The organism is Pseudomonas frederiksbergensis (assembly GCF_017114915.1).
Taxonomy (GTDB): Bacteria; Pseudomonadota; Gammaproteobacteria; order Pseudomonadales; family Pseudomonadaceae; genus Aquipseudomonas; species Aquipseudomonas frederiksbergensis_I.
The window spans coordinates 22311-42180 of sequence record NZ_JAAUOE010000011.1; the positions used below are offsets into that span (position 1 = coordinate 22311).

The following is a 19870-nucleotide window of genomic DNA, read 5'->3' on the forward strand; positions in this document are numbered from 1 at the left end:
GCGTCTGCATGATCGACTAAGTTCTCTCAGCCAAAAACTTCATCAGTGCGTCAGTCACGAACTTCGGGTTCTCCAGATTGGAGATATGCCCCGCCTCCGGCACCAGCACATACGGGCAACCGATCAACTCAGCCATCTCTTGGGTTTCCGACGGCGGCCGCGGTTTGTCCTGGTCGCCGCACATCAACAGCGTGGTTTCAGGGTTCAACTGAGCCAGGCGCGGCAACAGATCATCACGCCCAAAGGTAATCCGCCCCATCGGCACGATACTTTCACGCAGACGGTCGGCTGGCAGCGCCGCCAGTTTTGCGCGGAATTCCTGATACAGCGCCGACTGCGGATCGATGCCCGGGCGGAAGAAAATCGGCACCACAATGTCGAGCAGTTGCGGCGAGATCTCACCGCTGTCTTCGATCTGCTTGAACAGCGAGAAATAGTACTGGCGAGTCGGTTCCGGTTCGACGCCGACGTAGGTGTCCATCAGCACCAGACCGTTGAGCCGCTGCGGCGCCGACAGCGCCAGTCGAACGCCCCACATGCCACCCACCGAAAGACCGACCAGCGTGACGCGGTCGATGTCCAGATGATCGAGCAATGCCAGTGCCTGACGCGCCACGTCATTGAGCGAGGTCATGCCCTCGGGCATCCGCCCGGACTCGCCATGGCCCCACAGGTCCAGGGCAATGACCCGATAGTGCTGCGACAGTGCCGCAATCTGCGGTGCCCACATGGCCTGGTCCCACAGGTAACTGCCAGCCAGCAACACCGCCGGGCCTGTGCCTTGATCCATGTAGTGAAGCGCTTGTCCATCAACCGTTACGAAGGGCATCGACTGTCTCCCTGGTGAAATCGGATCCATTAAAAAAGCACAGGAAGACTGAGCCGCATGGGACCGGCAGTCAACCCGCAGCTTTGTGCTGCCTGTTGGGACGCCTTCGCGGGCAAGCCTCGCTCCTACGGTATTGTGTCGATCAATCGACGCGGACCTGTAGGAGCGAGGCTTGCCCGCGAAGAGGCCCTCACTGATGCTAGAGAACTACAACCCCTCCAGCTCCGCCATCAAATCATTCAACCGATCCACCTTCTCCTCGGTAATGTCGCTCGCCGCCAACCCGTCGATGTACTCGGCCAACTCCGCCACCGTGCTGCACTCAAACATCGCCCGCAGCGGCACGTTGCGTTGCAGGGCTTTTTGCACCCGCGAGGCGATCTGTGTGGCCAACAGCGAATGGCCGCCGAGCTCGAAGAAATTGTCACGCACGCCGACCTTCTCGACCTTCAACACCTCGGCCCAGATATCGGCCAGGGTTTGCTCCAGCTCATTGCCCGGCGCCTGATAGTCCTGGCTTTGCAGCTGGCCGATCTCCAGCGCCGGCAAGGCCTTGCGATCGAGTTTGCCGTTGGCGTTGAGCGGCAGCTTGTCGAGCCACAGCCAGTGCAGTGGCACCATGTACTCCGGCAACTCGGCACGCAGGCGCTGCTTGATCCGCTCCAGTGGTTCGTGCGGATTGAGCGCCGAATCTGCTGCCACCAGATAGCCGACCAGATGCTTGCCGTTGATGCCCTCCTGCACCCCGACCGCCGCGTCGCGGACTTCCGGCTGTTCATGCAGACGCGCCTCGATTTCACCCAGTTCGATGCGGTAACCGCGAATCTTCACTTGATGGTCGATGCGTCCGACGTATTCCAGCACACCATCACTGCGACGTCGGGCCAGATCGCCGGTGCGATACAAGCGATCCCCCGGCGCACCGAACGGGTTCGGCACAAACACCTGCGCCGTGCGCAACGGATCGCTCACATAACCGCGCCCCACCCCGGTGCCGGTCACGCACAACTCACCCACCGCCCCCAATGGCACCAGCTCCAGCGCGCCATCGAGCAGGTACAAACGGTTGTTGTCGGTCGGTGTACCAATCGGTAGATAACTGCCACGGGTCGAGGCCATGTCGACCCGGAAGAACGCCACATCGTCCGAGCATTCCGCCGGGCCATAAGCGTTCACCAAGCCGATCTGCGGGTAACACAGCAACCATTGATGCGCCAGTTCCGGCGGCATCGCCTCACCGGTCGGCAGCATCCAGCGCAGGCCATCGAGGCTCATGCGCTCCTGGGCAAGCATGCCCTGGATCAGCGACGGCACGCTTTCCAGTACGGTGATGCCCTGGCGCTGAACGTGAGCCAGCAAGCCTTGCGGATCGTGGGCGATGCTGTTTGGCACGATGTCCACCCGAGCACCGAACAACGGCGCCGCGAGGAACTGCCAGACCGAAATGTCGAAGCTTTGCGAGGCGGTTTGCGCGATCACATCGGCATCGCTCAGTTTCAGGTACGGCACCTTGCTCAACTGGTTATTAAGCATGCCGCGCTGTTCGACCATCACGCCTTTCGGCAGGCCGGTGGAGCCCGAGGTGTAGATCACATACGCGAGATTGTCCGGGCCGCTGTAAATACCCGGATTGGCCACCGACACATCGCTCGCCTGCACGTCTTCCCAGACCAGCAATCGAGGTCGGTTGGCACAACCGAACTCTTCCAGCAGCGCAACGGCTTGTTCACGGCACGCCTGGGTGCAGACCAGCAACGGCGTGCGACTCAGGTCGATGATCCGGCTCAGACGCTGACTCGGCAGGCTCGGGTCCAGCGGCAGGTAACCGGCACCGGCCTTGAAGCTGCCGATGATCATGCCCAGCAGGTCGAGGTTACGTTCGGCGAGCAGCGCCACGGGTTGATCGAGGCCGACGCCGGCTGCAATCAGCGCATGGCCGAGACGGTTGCTGCGCTGGTTCAGCTCAACATAACTGTGTTGCTGATCGAGGCAACTGGCGGCAATCCGCTGCGGATGCTGGGCAACCTGCGCTTCGAACAATGAGACATAGCTCTGCTCCAGCGGGTAATCGTGTTCACTCTGGTTGCAGCCATGGATCAGGAAGTCCTGTTCCTCTGCGCCCAACAGCGGCAAGTCGGCCATGTCGCCATGGAAGCCTTCGACCAGCGCCAGCAACAGGCGCTTGAACTCACCGAGCATGCGCTCGACCGTGGATTCGTCGAAGTAACGCTGGTCGTAGGACAGGTGCAAACCCAGGTCATCCCCCGGATAACACACCGCCGTCAACGGGAAGTTGGTGTGGGTGCGGCCCGAATCCGAGGTGGCATTGAGGCTTTGCGCCCGGTCCAGCACCGAGACTTCCACCGGGGCGTTCTCGAATACGAACAGGCTGTCGAACAGCGGCTGGCCCTTCGGCAACTCGCTGTTTTCCTGGATGCTCACCAGCGGCAGGTACTCGTACTCGCGCAGCTGCATGTTGCTGTCGAGCAAACCGGTCAGCCACTGACGAACGCTGCAGCGCTGATCGTCCTCGGGCATTTTCACCCGCAGGGCGATGCTGTTGATGAACAGCCCGACGGTACGCTGCATCTCTGGCATCTGCACCGGACGCCCGGCCACCGTGACGCCGAACAGCACGTCGCGATCACCGCTCAGGCGACGCAGCACAAGCGCCCACGCCGCCTGGGCGAAGGTGTTGATGGTCAGTTGATGGGCCTGGGCCAGTTCGCGCAGTTGCGCACCCTCCCGGGCATCGAGCCTCGTATAACGGTCGCCGACGATCATGCCGCCGCTGTCGCCGGCATGTTCACGCAGCAATGGCCGGTCGCTCGGAATCGGCGTGGTGCGCTCGAAACCTTGCAGGTTCTGCCGCCACCACTGCCGCGCTTCGGCCAGGCTCTGGCGTTGCAGCCAGCCGATGTAATCGCGATAACGCGGCGGCACGGCCAGTTGCGCTTCCCGACCTTCGCCGAGGGCGGTGTAGATGTCGAAGAAGTCGTTCATCAATAGCGAACGGCACCAGGCATCGATGAGGATGTGGTGGTTGCTCATCATGAACCAGTAGCGCGCCGCGCCCACGCGGATCAAGCGCAGGTGGAACGGTGCCTGGTTGAGCAGATCGAACCCGGCCTCGCGCTCGCTTTTGAGCAGCGCCTGCAACTTCGGCTCTTGCTCGGTTTCGGCAACCGCGCTCCAGTCCAGATACTCGATCGGCGTGCTGCCCGGTTTATGGATCACTTGCAGCATGTCTTCGCCGACGTTCCAGCAGAACGACGCGCGCAAGGCTTCATGTCGAGCGATCACGGCTTGCCAGGCCTGGGCGAAACGTTGCGGGTCGAGCTCGCTGTTGATGCGGTAGCGGTCCTGCATGTAGTAGAGGCCGGTGCCCGGTTCGAGCAAGGTGTGCAGCAGCATGCCTTCCTGCATCGGGGTCAGCGGGTAGACGTCTTCGATCATCGCCGCCGGGACTGGCAGTGCGTCGAGTTGCGGCTGAGTCAGTCTGGCCAACGGGAAGTCCGACGGCGTCAGGCCGCCCGCGTTGTCGCTCAGGCAGTGCTGGATCAGGCTTTGCAATTCGCCCAGATACGCCTCTGCCAGGTCAGTGATGGTTTGCAGATCATGACGTTCGGCGCTGAAGGTCCAGCGCAGCACCAGCTCACCGCCGTACACCTGACTGTCGACGCTCAGCTCGTTAGGCAGCGGCGCCTGCGGATCATGAGCCGCACCCACCGGCTCATCGAGCGGACGGAACAGCGCATCACTGCCGAAGCTCTGGTCGAACTGGCCAAGGTAGTTGAAGGTGATCGGCGCCACCGGCAGCGCGGCCATGGTCTGGCGGCACAGGCCATCGGCCAGGTAACGCAGCACGCCATAACCCAAACCTTTGTGCGGCACCGCGCGCAGTTGTTCCTTGATCGCCTTGATCGATGCACCCTGCTCATTCGCCGGTGTGAGGCGCAGCGGATACGCGCTGGTGAACCAGCCGACGGTGCGGGTCAGGTCGATCTCGTCGAACAGGGTTTCTCGGCCGTGACCTTCGAGTTGAATCAACGCCGACTCATGACCGCTCCAGCGGCACACCACACGGGCCAATGCGGTCAGCAGCAAATCGTTGACCTGGGTGCGATAGGCCGTCGGCGCCTGTTGCAGCAGTTGGCGGGTACGCTCGCTGTCGAGGCGCACGCTGACAGTTTGCGCGTGACGATTCTGTTGACCGCCCCGAGGTCGGTCACACGGCAATTCAGCACTTGGGCCAGCCAGCTGAGCCTGCCACCCGCTCAATTCTTCCCGCAGGGATTCGCTGCCGGCGTAAGCCTGCAACCGTGCGGCCCAGTCCCTGAAGGCACTGGTTTTGGCCGGCAGTTTTATCGGCTGCCGGGATTCGAGTTGACGATAAACCGTTTGCAGATCGTCCAGCAGCACCCGCCACGACACCCCGTCCACCACCAGGTGGTGAATGGCAATGAACAGCCGCTGGTGCCCCTCGGGATCATCGACCAGCAGTGCCCGCAGCAACGGCCCTTGCTTAAGGTCGAGGCTGCGCTGGGCATCGGCGAACAGCGCCGCGCATGTGTCCAGGGTCGGCACTTGCACCTGCCACAGCACGGCGGCGTCGGAAACTGGCTGATGCTCGGCCTGCCACTGGCCGGCGACTTTGGTGAAGCGCAGGCGCAAGGCGTCGTGCTGCTCGATCACCGCCAACAGCGCTTGCTCCAGACGATGGGGTTCCAGCGCCACGGTCGGTTCCAGCAGCAATGCCTGGTTCCAGTGTTGACGCTGCGGAATTTCAGTGTCGAAGAACCAGTGCTGAATCGGCGTCAAACGCGATTCACCCGTGAGCAAACCTTGCTCGGCGGTAACCTGCTCGGTGCGGGTCGCCACGGCGGCGAGGGTTTGCACGGTCTGGTGCTGGAACAGGTCACGCGGGCTGAAGTGAATGCCCTGCTGCCGCGCACGGCTGACCACCTGGATCGACAGAATCGAATCGCCGCCCAGTTCGAAGAAGTTGTCGTTAAGGCCGACCTGCTGGACGTTCAGCACTTCGCACCAGATGCCGGCCAGGGTCTGCTCAAGTTCGTTGCTCGGCGCCACGTACTGCTGACGATTCAGTTCCGGGTCCGGTGCCGGCAGTGCGCGGCGGTCGAGTTTGCCGTTGGCAGTCAGCGGCATGCACGCCAGCAGCATCAGGTGCGTGGGCACCATGTAGTCCGGCAGTTGGGCCTTCAAATGAGCCTTGAGCGCATCGCGCAGGGCGGTTTGTTGCGCTTCGTCCTGCTCGGCCACGTCGGTGACCAGATAGCCGACCAGTTGTTTGCCGCTCGGTGCATCGAGTGCCAGCACGACCACTTCACGGATCGACTCATGTTCCAGCAAACGGGTTTCAATCTCCCCCAGTTCGATGCGGAAACCACGGATCTTCACTTGATGGTCGATGCGGCCGAGGTACTCAACCAGACCATCGGCGCGCTGACGGACAAGGTCGCCGGTGCGGTACAAACGTCCGCCGTTCGCGGCAAAAGGATCAGCGACAAAGCGTTCGGCGGTCATGCCCGGACGCTGGTGATACCCCTGCGCCAGACCGGCGCCACCGACATACAACTCACCCATCGCACCTTGCGGCACCAACGCCAGATCGGCATCGAGGAGGTAAGCCACGCGCGCGCCAATTACGCTGCCGATCGGCACGCTGCCCAGCCCTTCTTCCAATTGCTCGGGCGCCAGGCTGGCCAGCGGCATGACCACGGTTTCGGTCGGGCCGTACGCGTTGAAAAACAGGCTCGGCTTGAACGCTGCGCGAATCCGCTGCAAGTGTTCGCCGGTCAGGGCCTCGCCGCCAGTGATGCACATGCGCACCGGCAGGGTTTCGCCCTGGGTCGCCAGCCATTGCGCCAACTGGCTGCCATAGCTTGGGGTGAAGCCGAGGATGTTGATGTTATGGCGACGAATCAGCCCGCAGATTTCCTGCGCATCCCACTGGCCTTGAGCACGCAGGACCACCTGCGCACCGCTCAATAGCGGCACCAGCAGACGCTCGGTCGCGGCGTCGAAGTTGATCGAATAGAAGTGCAGTTCGCAGTCATCCGGGCGCATGCCGAAGCGTTCTATCACGGCGCGGCAGTGCATGGCGATTTCACCGTGGGACACCACCACGCCTTTCGGTTTGCCGGTGGAGCCCGAGGTGTAAATCAGGTAAGCCTGATGCTGCGGCAGGCTGATAAATGGCAGCTCGCTGGCCGGGTAGTTGGCCAGTGCAGCGGCGTCATCTTCCAGGCACCAGCGGCCGACGCTGGCCGGCAACTCGCCGAGGGCCGCGAACATCGCCGCATCGCTGAGCAGCAGACCGATGCCGCTGTCTTCGATCATGTAGTGCAGGCGATCCAGCGGGTATTCCGGATCCAGCGGCACATAGGCGCCGCCTGCCTTGAGGATCGCCAGCAAACCGATGACCATCTCCAGCGAACGCTCAAGCGCCAGGCCGACCCGCACCTGCGGCCCGACACCGCGTTCGCGCAGCATCCAGGCCAGGCGATTGGCGCGGCTGTCGAGTTCGGCGTAACTCAGGGTTTGCCCGGCGAACGTCAGGGCCGGCGCGTCCTTGCGCACCAGCGCCTGTTCGGCGAACAGCTGATGGATGCATTGATCGAGGCGATGTTCGCCCGATTCGATGCCGAGGCTGTCAAGCAGGTTTTGCTGTTCAGTGGCGTCGAGCAATGGCAGCTCGCTCAAGCGCTGTTGCGGATCGGCCAGCAACGCTTCCAGCAGATTGCGCCAGTGCCCGGCCATGCGCGCGATACGTGGTTCGTCGAACAAATCGGTGCTGTAGGTCAGGCAGCAACCCAGGCGATGGTCGAGGTCGGTGACTTCCAGATTGAGGTCGAACTTGGTCGCTCGCGCATCGTTGGCCAAGTACTCGACGGTCATCCCGGCCAGGGTGCGGCTCTGCTGGAACTCCCAGCGCTGCACGTTGCACATTACCTGGAACAGCGGGTTGTACGCAGCACTGCGGGGCGGCTGCAAGGCTTCCACCAAATGATCGAACGGCAGGTCCTGATGGGACTGGCCTTCGATCACGGTGTGGCGAACCTGCTCGAACAACTCGCCGACGGACATCTGCCCGTCGAGCTGGCAACGCAGCACTTGAGTGTTGAGGAACGCGCCGATCAACCCTTCGCTTTCCGGGCGAATGCGGTTGGCCACCGGCGCGCCGATGCGCAGGTCGGTCTGGCCGCTGTAGCGGTAAAGCAGCACGGCCAGAGCGGCGGTCATGGTCATGAACAGGGTCAGGCCGTTGTCTGCGTTGAAGGCACGAACCCGTGCCGCGAGGTCATCGCTGAGGTCGAAGCGGAACAGTTCGCCCTGATGGCTTTGCACCGGCGGACGCGGACGATCAGCCGGCAATTCCAGCAGCGGGTGTTCGCGGCCCAGTTGCGCGGTCCAGTAATCGAGCTGGCGCTGACGTTCGCCGGACTCCAGCCACTGACGCTGCCACACGCTGTAATCCAGGTACTGCACCGGCAGCGGTGGCAGCGGAGAATCTCGATCATCGACGAACGCTTCGTAGAGCGCGCTCAGTTCTCGGGCGAAGATGTCCATCGCCCAGCCTTCGGTGACGATGTGGTGCAGGGTCAGGACGAAGTAATGCTCCTGCTCGGCGGTCTTGACCAGGCAAGCACGCAGCAGCGGCCCGGTTTCCAGATCGAAAGGCTTATGGGCCTCGTCGTCGGCCAGTTGCTGTACTCGTTGTTCACGGGTGTCGAACGCCAGCGCGGAAAAATCCTTCCAGTCCATGCGCAGGCCGGTGTCCGGATGCACCTGTTGCCGGGCCACGCCGTCGACACTCGGGAACGTCGTGCGCAGGGTTTCGTGACGCATGATCAGCGCTTGCAGCGCCGCTTCGAAACGCCCGACATCCAGCACGCCGCGCAACCGCGCCATGCCGCCGACGTTGTAGGCCGGGCTGTCCGGTTCCAATTGCCAGAGGAACCACATGCGTTGCTGGGAATAGGACAAGGGCACCGGTTGGCTGCGGTCGACCTTCTCGATCGGTGGCTGCATGTTGGTTATGCCGCTGGCCTGGATCACTCGAACCTGCTCGGCGAATGCGCCCAGCTCGGAGTTTTCGAACAGCGCCCTTAGCGGCAACTCGACGTCGCAGGCCTGGCGGGTGCGGGAGATGATTTGCGTGGCCAACAGCGAGTGGCCGCCGAGGGCGAAGAAATCATCGCGCAGGCCGATCTGTGTTTGGCCCAGCACTTCACGCCAGATGCCGGTGATTTGTTGCTCAAGGACAGTGACAGGTTCGACGTGCTCACGGACTTGCCACTGAGGTTCCGGCAAGGCGCGACGGTCAAGTTTTCCGCTCGGGCTCAGGGGCATTTCGTCCAGTCGCATGAGTTGCACCGGAACCATGTATTCCGGCAGTTCGGCGGCCAGTGCTGCTTTCAGGCGTGCGATTTGAGCGCCGACGTCTTCAGTGGAATCGGTGGCGGTGTAGTAGCCGATCAACTGCTCGCCCGCCGCCGTTTCCCGCACCAGTACCACCGCTTGGGCGACTCCGGGCTGCGCCAACAAACGCGCTTCGATTTCTTCCGGCTCGACACGAAAACCGCGCAGTTTGACTTGCTGATCGAGACGACCGAGGTATTCGATCACGCCGTCGGCGGTCCAGCGGGCACGGTCGCCGGTGCGATACAGACGTGCGCCTTGCTCGCCCAGCGGATCGACCACAAAGCGTTCCGCGGTCAAACCTGGACGACCGAGGTAACCTCGGGCCAAACCGATACCGCTGATGCATAGTTCACCCGGCACACCGGCCGGCACCGGATTGAGGTCACTGTCGAGCACGCGGCACAGCACGTTGCCCAATGGCCGGCCAATCGGCGAGCGCTCGCCATCAGCCGTTGTGCAACGCCAGTGAGTGACGTTGATCGCGGTTTCGGTCGGGCCGTAGCGGTTGTGCAGTTGCACCGCCGGCAGTTGCGCCAGCACGCGGTTGCGCAGTTCGGCGGGCAAGGCTTCGCCGCCGGAAAACAGCCGGCGCAGGCTGGTGCATTCGGCGCTGAGCGGTTCGTCGATGAACAATGAAAGCAGCGGCGGCACGAAGTGCAGCGTAGTCACGCTGTACTGTTGAACCAGTCGCGCGATGCGGTGCGGATCGCGATGTTCACCGGGGCCGGCGATCAGCAGGCGGCACCCGGTGATCAACGGCCAGAAGCATTCCCATACCGACACGTCGAAACTGATCGGCGCTTTTTGCATCAGTACATCGGTTTCATTCAGGCGATAAGTGTTCTGCATCCATTGCAGACGTTCGGCCAATGCGGCATGGGTGTTGCCAACGCCTTTGGGCTGGCCAGTGGAACCGGAGGTGTAAATCACGTAGGCGAGGTTGTCGCCGTGCAGGTGCAAACCCGGGGCATGGCTTGGCCAGTTCTCCAGATGCAGGGCGTCCATGGCAATCACGCTGACGCCGTCGGTAACCGGCAAGCGGTCGAGCAATTCGGTTTGGGTCAGCAGCAACTCGACGCCACTGTCGCTGAGCATGTAGGCCAGGCGCTCGGCCGGGTAATCCGGGTCCAGCGGCACATAAGCGCCGCCGGCCTTGATGATCGCCAGCAAGCCGATCAGCAACTGTGGCGAACGTTCGGCAGCAATCGCCACGCACACGTCCGGGCCGACGCCTTTGTCACGCAGGTAATGCGCCAGACGGTTGGCCTGGGCGTGCAGTTCGGCGAAGTCCACGCTGCCGCCGTCCCACAGCAGCGCGGTGCGCTCCGGGGTCTGGCGTGCTTGTTCGTTGAGCAGCTCCGGCAGCCACTGTTGCGCCGGGTTGCACGGAGCAACACTCCAGCCATTTAGCTGAGCGTGTTCGGCGGCGGTCAGCAGTTGCAGGTCGCCGATCGCTTGTTGCGGGCGCTCACAGACGGCTCGCAGCAGGTTGCTGAAATGCTCGGCCAGACGCTCGATGGTCGGCGCATCGAACAGTTCGCTGGCGTAGTCAAACGACAGGCTCAAGCGTCCGTTGCGGTCTTCTTCGCTGTGCAGTTGCAGGTCGAACTTGGCTTCACGGCTGTGCCACGGCAGCTCTTCGGCGAGCAGCCCCGGCAGACGACGCAGGGCGCTGAGATCCCGTTGCTGATGGTTGAACATGACCTGGAACAAGCCTTGTTCGCGGGCCTGCGGGAAAGCTTCGAGCAGTTGTTCGAACGGCAGGTCCTGATGCGCTTGCGCGCCCAATGCGGCTTGCCGGGTTTGCGCCAACAACTCAATGAACGGCAGTCGCGAATCCACCTCGGCGCGCAGCACCTGAGTGTTGATAAAGAAGCCGATCAACCCCTGGGTTTCCAAGCGTGGACGGTTGGCATTCGGCACGCCGATGCGAATGTCGCGCTGGCCGCTGTAGCGATGCAACAGGCTCTGGAAGGCAGCGAGCAACAGCATGAACGGCGTCGACTCATGGGCCTGGGCGGTCTGGCGAATGGCGTTGCTCAGGCTCGCGTCCAAACGCCGCGTGTGGCGGGCGGCGCTATGAATGTGTTGTGCCGAACGCGGATGGTCGGTGGCCAGGCTCAGGATCGGATGCTCATCACCCAACTGCTCTTTCCAGTACGCGAGTTGACGCTCGCCCTCCCCTTGCGCCAGCCATTGGCGCTGCCAGCTGCCGTAGTCGGCGTATTGGGTCGGCAAGGCCGGGAGGCTGGCGGTCTGGCCCTGAGAAGCGGCCGCGTACAGCCGTGAGAACTCGTCGATCAATACGTTCAGCGACCAGCCGTCAGCGATGATGTGGTGCATCGTCACCAGCAGTTGATGGTCCTCGTCGTCGAGGCGCACCAGGGTCACCCACAGCAACGGGCCTTTTTGCAGATCGAACAATGTGCGGGCTTCGTCCTCACGGATTTGCTGCGCGCGAGCTTCACGCTCGGCGGCTGGCATGTCGCTGATGTCGATCACTTGCAGGTTGAACTCACCGGCAGCCATGACCTGTTGCAGGGCCACACCGTCGCGCTCGAAAAACCGTGTGCGCAGGGATTCGTGACGCTCGATCAATTGCAGGAAACTGGCGCGCAAGGCGTCTTCGTCCAGTTCGCCACGCAGGCGCAAGGCACCGGGAATGTTGTAGGCGCTGCTCTGCGGGTCGAGTTGCCAGGTGATCCACAAACGGTTTTGCGCCAGGGTTTGCGGCATGGCTTCACTGCGCGACAGCGTGGTGATCGCACCTTGGGCCAGGCCACCGTCCTGTTGTTGTCGGGCGACTGCGGCGGCGAACGCGCCGAGGGTTGGCGCTTCGAACAACAGGCGCAGATTCAGTTCCAGCCCCAACGCTTCACGCAGGCGTGCGACCACTTGAGTGGCGGCGATGGAGTTGCCGCCGAGCAGGAAGAAGTGATCGTCGGCGTTGACCTGCTTGACCTGCAATTGCTCACACCAGATCTGGCCGATCAGGGTTTGCAGCTCTGAGCCCGACTCGGTGCTGCCTTCACTTTCGCTCGCTGCCGATGGGAAAACCGCGTAGCTGTCGAGGCTGCCATCGGCCAGGCGATTACGGCACGCCGAGCGTTGCAACTTGCCGCTGGAGGTCTTGGGCAGCGCCCCCGGATTGAGCAGCACCACCACGCTCGGCGCCTCCTGATAGGCCTCGGCCACCGCCTGGCGGATGGCTTTGATCAGCGCCTCGGGCGGCAGGATTTTCTGCACGCTGCGGCTGATTTCCGCGGCGATACCGATGCCTTCCTGACCCTCGAGGTTGACCGCGAACGCGGCCACGCGACCTTTACGCACTACCTCCACTTCCCGCTCGATGGTCTGCTCGATGTCCTGCGGATAGAGGTTGTGCCCGCGCACGATCAGCATGTCTTTCAGGCGTCCGGTGATGAACAGCTCACCGTCACGCATAAAGCCCAGGTCACCGGTGCGCAGCCAGGTACGGCCAGCGTGCTGGACGAACGTCTTGGCCGTGGCCTCGGGGTTGCGCCAGTAACCATGGGCGATGCTCGGCCCGGCGGCCCAGACTTCACCGACTGCGTTGTCGGCGAGTTCTTCGAGCGATACCGAATCGACAATCAGCACCGCATGATCCGGCTGGTTGATGCCGCAACTCATGATTGGGCTGCCATCGCCCGGCTCGGCACGGTGTTGCGCCAGAGCCTGATCATCCACGCGCAATGCCGGGATGCCTTGACCGCGCGGGCTGCCGGCCACGAACAGCGTGGCTTCCGCCAGGCCGTAAGAAGCCATGAAGCTGTCCGAGGTAAAACCACAGGCCGCGAACTTCTCGGCGAAACGCTCCAGTGTGTCGAGGCGAATCGGTTCGGAACCGGAATACGCCACGCGCCAGCCACTCAGGTCGAGGCGCTCCAGCGCCGATTCGCTGACCCGTTCGCTGCACAATCGATAGGCAAAGTCCGGCCCGCCGCTGATGGTGCCGCCGTATTCGTTGATCGCTTCCAGCCAGCGTAAGGGCCGGCCGAGAAAGTACGCCGGCGACATCAACACACACGGCACACCACTGAAAATCGGCTGCAGCAGGCCGCCGATCAGGCCCATGTCGTGGTACAGCGGCAGCCAGCTGACGATCACGTCGTCAGGATTGAGGTCGATGCCAAAGCCACGACGAATCAACAGTTCATTGGCCACCAGGTTGCCGTGGCTGACTTGCACGCCTTTAGGCAACGCGGTGGAACCGGAGGTGTATTGCAAGAAGGCGATGTGTTCGCCGTGCAGGTGCGGCGCGACCCAGCGTTCGGCCAGTGCGCTGTCGAGGGTGTCGACACACAACAGCGGCGGCGCCTCATTGATTTGCAGCAACGCGTCGCGCAGGTCGGCGCTGGTCAACAGCAAGCGTGGCTCGGCATCGCCAATGATCGACAACAGGCGTTCCTGGTGATGACGACGGTTCGACTCCGGCGGATAGGCCGGCACCGCGATCACGCCTGCGTACAGGCAACCAAAGAACGCCGCGACGTAATCCGGGCCGCTGGGAAACAGCAGCACTGCGCGATCGCCGAACGACGCCTGGGCCTGCAATGCGCCGGCAATGGTTCGCGCCCGCTGGTCCAGCTCACGATAACTGAGCACCACAGCCTGATCCTGGGTTTCGGCGAGAAAACGCAAGGCCACCCGATCCGGCATCAGGGCCGCACGGCGCTGGAGGGCTTGGACCAGTGTGCTGGGGAGTTCGAACGCGTCGGTCATGAGGTTTCCTGCCTGAATTCGGCTTGCAAGTGGAATCGGTTTTCGTACGTCACGCCCGTTTACAGGCATGCAGGGCGCGGTCTTCGCCGACCGCGCAAGGCATTGGGGATGCGGTTTAGGCCGGGGCGAGCGCCCGCAGCCATTCACCAATGAGAACGGATGGGGTCTTCAAATAATTAGTCGCCAGGCTTGAGCGCCAGCAGGTTTGCGGTCGGTAAGTGAGTCAGCATGTCGCGGCTCTCACTCTGCACTTCATTGAGTGCACTAATTCTCTTTCTCAATTGACAATCATTATCATTCAAACTAATTTGTCGCTCGATATGTAGGACGGCTCCGATGTTCATGTCGCCCCACGCCCCTATTTGCAGCAAGGTGATTTCCAATGACGGAACAAGTATCCACAAGCAGGTGCGATTCACCGCTACTTCAGGCCTTCGTCGACAACCGACTGATTCTGGTCAAGATTGCCGCCCGCATCACCGGCTGCCGATCCCGCGCCGAAGATGTGGTGCAAGATGCGTTCTTCCGGCTGCAATCGGCACCGCAGATCACCTCGTCAATCAAGGCGCAGCTCAGCTACCTGTTCCAGATCGTGCGCAACCTGGCGATCGATCACTACCGCAAGCAGGCGCTGGAGCAGAAGTATTCGGGCCCGGAAGAGGAAGGTCTGAACGTGGTGATTCAGGGCGCTTCGCCGGAAACCTCGCATATGAATTTCTCGACCCTGGAAAACATTGCCGACGCACTGACGGAGCTGCCCAGCCGCACCCGTTACGCCTTCGAGATGTACCGTCTGCACGGGGTGCCGCAAAAAGACATCGCCAAGGAACTCGGCGTCTCGCCAACCCTGGTGAACTTCATGATTCGTGATGCGCTGGTGCATTGCCGCAAGGTGTCGGGTAATCGTGCGGATACGTTCGCACGCCGTTAAAAGCTTCGCGGGCAAGCCTCGCTCCTACAGGATTGTGTCGTTCACAAATAATGTAATCGACACAATCCTGTAGGAGCGAGGCTTGCCCGCGAAGACTGACTCAAGACCGCCACAGCCCTTGAGCCTTACGCATCAAGCCAACGAACACCGATCAAAAAACCGCTCACGCCCCAGCACCATCAGCGCCGCGCGCTTGTGCGGGAAGTCGAACTCTTTTTCGCAGTGAAAACACTGATTGTGCAGATGCCCGATCATCTTTGCGTTGTCGGCGCGAGGCTCGGCGACCACCCGTTGAGTGCGCGGATCATCGAGAAACAGGTAATGCACCAACGCCGATAACCAACTGGCCACCTTGTGCGGGCCGCGGTGATCTTCTTCACCCACCAACATGTGAATGCCCCGGTCGTAATCCCCGGCGCCATAGAACGGCGCAATGCGATCTTCCTTGGCCCAGTAGGCTTCGAAGTAGGCAAACGGCTGATCATCGAAGCAACCGATCAGCGTCAAGGTGTGCGGGTCGGCTTCGAGCTTGCTCAGGTACTCGCGATGCTTCTGGAGACTGCCCTCCTCCTGCCAGAAACTCGCCACCCGCGGACTGTTCTGCCAGCGGTTGAAACGCGCCAGGTCGTGCCCGATTTCTACCGTGCGCAGGGACACCCACGCCCCCAGCCGCGCATCGAAGCGTCGATAGACCTCACCACGGGGTTTCACCGGACGTAATGGATGGCGCTTGCCATCGCTGATGACCATTTGCTGCGGATAACTGCCGGTCAGTGATTCACCCAGCCAGGGCTGAGGCAATTGCCAGAACAGCGTGCGTTCACAGCGATACTGACCGCTGATGTCGGTCGCGATCAGCAACCCGCTGAACAAGGCTTCGGTGGGCTCATCATCGAGGTGCCAGGTTAGCCGCTGACAAGCCGCATCACGGGCAAACAGCCAATAACAAGCCGCCCAGAACGCTTGACCGTCAGGACGGCCGAAACGCTCCTCCAGCCGCAGATGCAACTCGGGCTCGCGGGTTATCCGCAGTTCGATCAGCGGCTGCCTTTCCAGGCTCAGGCTCAGGCGGCCTGCGGTTTCATCGGCTACAAGATGGTTGCCTGATGGCAAGGCCAGGGCGGTCAGGTCATTCAGAATGGACATGGGTCGGGCTCACGGTAATCGTCGACAGTTCAACGATGTGACGTGAGCCGGGGCAGAAAATTTAAGCGCCGTCGCCCAATGCGTGACCCATGGCACGCTTCAGTCTTTACCCACGGGCACCAGGGCAATCTTGTAGGGATCGAAAATCTTCAGCATCTGGCCGTTGTTTCGCAGGCCTTGCAGCAACTTGCCGAATGCTTCGCCCGTAATTGACGCTTGCGGGCGAATCAGCGCGTAATGGTGATAGACCTGATCGATGCGTTGGGACACCAACAACTGCTCGCCGACCTTCTCGTTGCGCAGCAGGTAATCGCTCAGGTAGGAACGTGTCACCAAGGCAATGTCCGCTCGTCCACGCAGTACCATCAACAGGTTGCTGTCGTGGGAATAGGTCAACGTGGCCTTGTAGGTGTCGGCCAGATACTTGGGATCGGCATTGAAATTGGCAAACTCGTAGTGATAGCCGCTGTACAGGGCCAGGCGCTTGCCCGTCAGGTCCTTGAAGTAACTCTCGTCGCGATCGGGTTTCTTCTGCGCGACAAAGATTTCTGCATCTTCCAGGCCCATGTCGACGAGGCTATGCGGGATGTCCTTCCAGCCCCAGTCCGGGTTCTCGAAAATCGCCATATCGACCCGGCCTTCCTTGAAGTCGTTGAAACGCCTGGGAATCGAGGTGGGCACCAGTACAAACTGATAATCGGTTTGCAACTGATTCAGCGCTTCCACCAGCTGCGGCAGCAGACCGGTGTCGGCACCGGATTCCGGGCGTACGGTATAGGGAGGAAAATGCGCAGCACCGACCCGCACCATTTGTGCAGCCTGAGACGGCAATACCCAGCACACTGCAAGCGCCGCCAGCAAAAGCCGCGACGCCATTCGAATTGGCGAAGACATCAACACAGCCACTCCCCCGAAAAAAAATACTCATCAATGCATTCAAGCTAGGCGGTTTCGCCGACTTAGCCAGTTTTTGCCGAGATAGACGGCTCACTGCCGTTCCTCAAGTACCAGAATCAGCGCTTGCTCGGCCAATTGATCAAGGCTCATGCTGCCATCGGCACGAAACCAGGTGGTGGTCCAGGACAACGCACCCGTCAGGAAACGGCGGGTGATGAACAGATCGCCACGAATAAAACCGGCGTCCTTGGCTTCACCCAGCACCTGCAGCCAGATGTCTTCATAGATATCGCGCAGCGCCAGCACCTGCGCCTGGCCTTCTTCAGACAGCGAACGCCACTCATACACCAGCACCGCCATGGCCTCGCCGCTGCCGCCCATGATCGACTGCAACTCGCAGCGAATCAGCGCCAGCACCCGCTCGCGCACGCTGCCAGCCTCGGCCAGCGCTGCGCGCATCAACGCGGTGTTGTAGCGAATGGTCTCCTCCATCACGGCCCGCAGGATCTCGTCCTTGCTTTTGAAGTGATGAAAGATGCTGCCTGACTGAATACCCACCGCACTGGCCAGATCGCGCACGGTGGTCCGTTCATAACCTTTATTACGAAACAGGTGAGCAGCCACTTGCAGCAGTTTGCCGCGGGCGCTGTCCGGGTCGGTCAATTGGCCGCTGTCGACCAATTCGCGCATTACCCTCAGGGCTTTTTGCTCGTCCACCCGTTATCTCCTACAGTCGATCAATCAGTTGCGCCGCTGCCCGCTAAAACAGCGGGGTTGCGCGGGCAATTTAAGCTGGCGGGAGCGACCAAGCAAGCGCTTGGGCAGAAGATAGTTTAGGCGTTTACAAACCAAGCGCTTGCTTGGTAGTCTCGAAGCACTTCTGTCGGAGGTGGTTATGGAATTGGCGGCGCCCAAAACAATCCGCATCGGTTGCGCCAGCGCATTCTGGGGCGACACCTCGACCGCCGCCGCGCAACTGGTGGAAGGCGGGCGGCTGGATTATCTGGTGTTCGATTATCTAGCCGAAATCACGATGTCGATCATGGCCGGGGCGCGGATGAATGATCCCGCCACCGGCTACGCCAGCGACTTCATCGAAATCCTCAGCCCCCTTCTCAACCAGCTCGCGCAACAACAGATCCGGGTGATCAGCAATGCCGGCGGGGTCAATCCACAGGCGTGCGCCGCTGCCTTGCAAGCGGCCTGCGACAAGGCCGGAGTGGCGCTGAAGATCGCCGTGCTGTCGGGCGACGACCTGCAACCCCGGTTCGAACACCTGAGCAGCCTTGGCCTGCATGAGATGTTCAGTGGCGCGCCCCTGCCGCCGATGTGCGTGTCGACCAACGCCTACCTCGGCGCACCGGGCATCGTCGAAGCCCTGCGCCTGGGCGCCGACATCGTCATTACCGGGCGCGTGGTCGACAGCGCCGTGGTCAGCGCCGCGCTGGTGCATGAGTTCGGCTGGTCGTGGCACGACTACGACAAACTCGCCCAGGCCGCGTTGGCCGGGCACCTGATCGAATGCGGCGCCCAGTGCACCGGCGGCAATTTCACCGATTGGCAGGACGTGCCCGACTACGAACACATCGGTTTTCCGATCGTCGAAGTCAGCGCCGACAGCCAGTTCATCGTCAGCAAACCCGACGGCTCCGGCGGTCTGGTCACACCACTGACGGTTGGCGAGCAGATGCTCTATGAGATCGGCGACCCGCAGGCCTATTTGCTGCCCGACGTGGTGTGCGATTTCAGTCAGGTCAAACTCGTGCAACAAGGCAAAAACGCGGTTCAGGTGCATGGCGCAAAAGGCTTGCCGCCGACCGCTCAGTACAAGGTCAGCGCCACGTATCCGGACGGTTTCCGCTGCACCGCCAGTTGCCTGATCGCCGGGGTCGATGCCGTGGCCAAGGCCCAACGGGTCAGCCAGGCGATCATCAACAAGACCTCGGAAATGTTCAGCCTGCGCGGTTGGGCGCCTTATAGCGAAGTAAACATCGAACTGCTCGGCAGCGAGGCCACTTATGGCCCCCATGGCCAGCGCCAGGACAGTCGCGAGGTGGTGATCAAACTCGCCGTGCGCCACCCGAGCAAACAAGCCTTGATCCTGTTCTCCCGGGAAATCGCCCAGGCCGCCACCGGCATGGCGCCGGGGTTGACCGGCATCGTCGGTGGGCGGCCGACGGTGTACCCGGTGATCCGGCTGTTTTCGTTCCTGATCGACAAAACCGCCTGCCACCTGGCAATCGACCTCGCCGGTGAGCACCACCCGTGCACCCTGCCTACCCTCGATGCGCTCGACCCGGCTGACTTGCCGCTGCCGTTCGATCCGCCCAAAACCACGGAACGTGCCGACGCCAGCGTGGCCCTGATCAAACTCGCCGTGGCGCGCTCCGGCGACAAGGGGAATCACAGCAACATCGGCGTCATGGCCCGCCACCCCGATTATTTGCCATGGATCGCCGAAGCGCTGACGCCCGAGGTGATGGTCGACTGGATGAGCCATGTCCTCGACCCGATCCACGGACGTGTCGAACGCTGGTATTTACCCGGCACTCAGAGCTTTAATTTTCTTTTGGAAAACGCACTCGGCGGCGGTGGCGTGGCCAGCCTGCGGATCGATCCGCAAGGCAAGGCATTCGCCCAACAACTGCTGGACATCCAGATCCCGGTGCCCCAGCGCATCGCCGATCAGGTCACCTAGAGGACCGTCGCCATGGCTTATGACTCGATTTACAAACCCGACCTGTTCGCTGGCCAAACCATCATCGTCACCGGCGGCGGCAGCGGCATCGGTCGTTGCACCGCTCACGAGCTCGCGGCCCTCGGCGCGCTGGTCCTGCTGGGGCGGGCCTGGCCGATGCACAAGGCGCAGAACCGTC

At 62.0% G+C, this 19870-nt stretch carries 7 protein-coding genes and 1 pseudogene; 3 read left to right on the forward strand and 5 right to left on the reverse strand.

Going from position 1 to position 19870, the window contains the following annotated elements; translation table 11 throughout:
* Positions 1-16: 16 nt before the first annotated feature.
* Both HCU66_RS10735 and HCU66_RS10740 read right to left on the reverse strand, forming a co-directional pair.
* The gene (locus tag HCU66_RS10735) at positions 17-829 is read right to left on the reverse strand and encodes an alpha/beta fold hydrolase (RefSeq protein ID WP_205888468.1); all 813 of its coding nucleotides are present in this window, start codon (positions 827-829) and stop codon (positions 17-19) included.
* Positions 830-1036: 207 nt separating this feature from the next.
* On the reverse strand, positions 1037-14020 hold the full coding sequence (locus HCU66_RS10740; protein WP_205888469.1) for a non-ribosomal peptide synthetase: 12984 nt from the start codon (positions 14018-14020) through the stop codon (positions 1037-1039).
* A gap of 382 nt (positions 14021-14402) precedes the next feature.
* Here HCU66_RS10740 and HCU66_RS10745 point away from each other — a divergent pair, with 382 nt between their 5' ends.
* Positions 14403-14951 carry an RNA polymerase factor sigma-70 gene (locus HCU66_RS10745; RefSeq protein ID WP_007894994.1) on the forward strand — a complete coding sequence of 183 codons (549 nt, stop codon included), beginning with the start codon at positions 14403-14405 and terminating at the stop codon, positions 14949-14951.
* Positions 14952-15083: 132 nt separating this feature from the next.
* On the opposite strand, the gene HCU66_RS10750 is transcribed toward HCU66_RS10745, so the two are convergent.
* From HCU66_RS10750 to HCU66_RS10760, 3 genes are all read right to left on the reverse strand, one after another.
* Positions 15084-16097: a GNAT family N-acetyltransferase gene (locus tag HCU66_RS10750; protein ID WP_205888470.1), complete on the reverse strand. Its 1014-nt coding sequence runs from the start codon at positions 16095-16097 to the stop codon at positions 15084-15086.
* Positions 16098-16196: 99 nt separating this feature from the next.
* Entirely contained in the window at positions 16197-16991 is a 795-nt protein-coding gene (locus HCU66_RS10755) for a substrate-binding periplasmic protein (protein ID WP_205888471.1), read from the reverse strand.
* 93 nt (positions 16992-17084) lie between these two features.
* A complete protein-coding gene (locus HCU66_RS10760) occupies positions 17085-17711 on the reverse strand; it encodes a TetR-type transcription factor C-terminal domain-containing protein (protein WP_205888472.1) in 627 nt (208 codons plus the stop codon).
* Positions 17712-17889: 178 nt separating this feature from the next.
* Between HCU66_RS10760 and HCU66_RS10765 the strand changes: the two genes are divergently transcribed.
* Together HCU66_RS10765 and HCU66_RS10770 are read left to right on the forward strand one after the other, a co-directional pair.
* Positions 17890-19692 carry an acyclic terpene utilization AtuA family protein gene (locus tag HCU66_RS10765; RefSeq protein WP_205888473.1) on the forward strand — a complete coding sequence of 601 codons (1803 nt, stop codon included), beginning with the start codon at positions 17890-17892 and terminating at the stop codon, positions 19690-19692.
* A 12-nt stretch (positions 19693-19704) separates the two neighbouring features.
* Positions 19705-19839, forward strand: a pseudogene (locus tag HCU66_RS10770) (2,4-dienoyl-CoA reductase); the annotation flags it as partial.
* Positions 19840-19870: the final 31 nt, after the last annotated feature.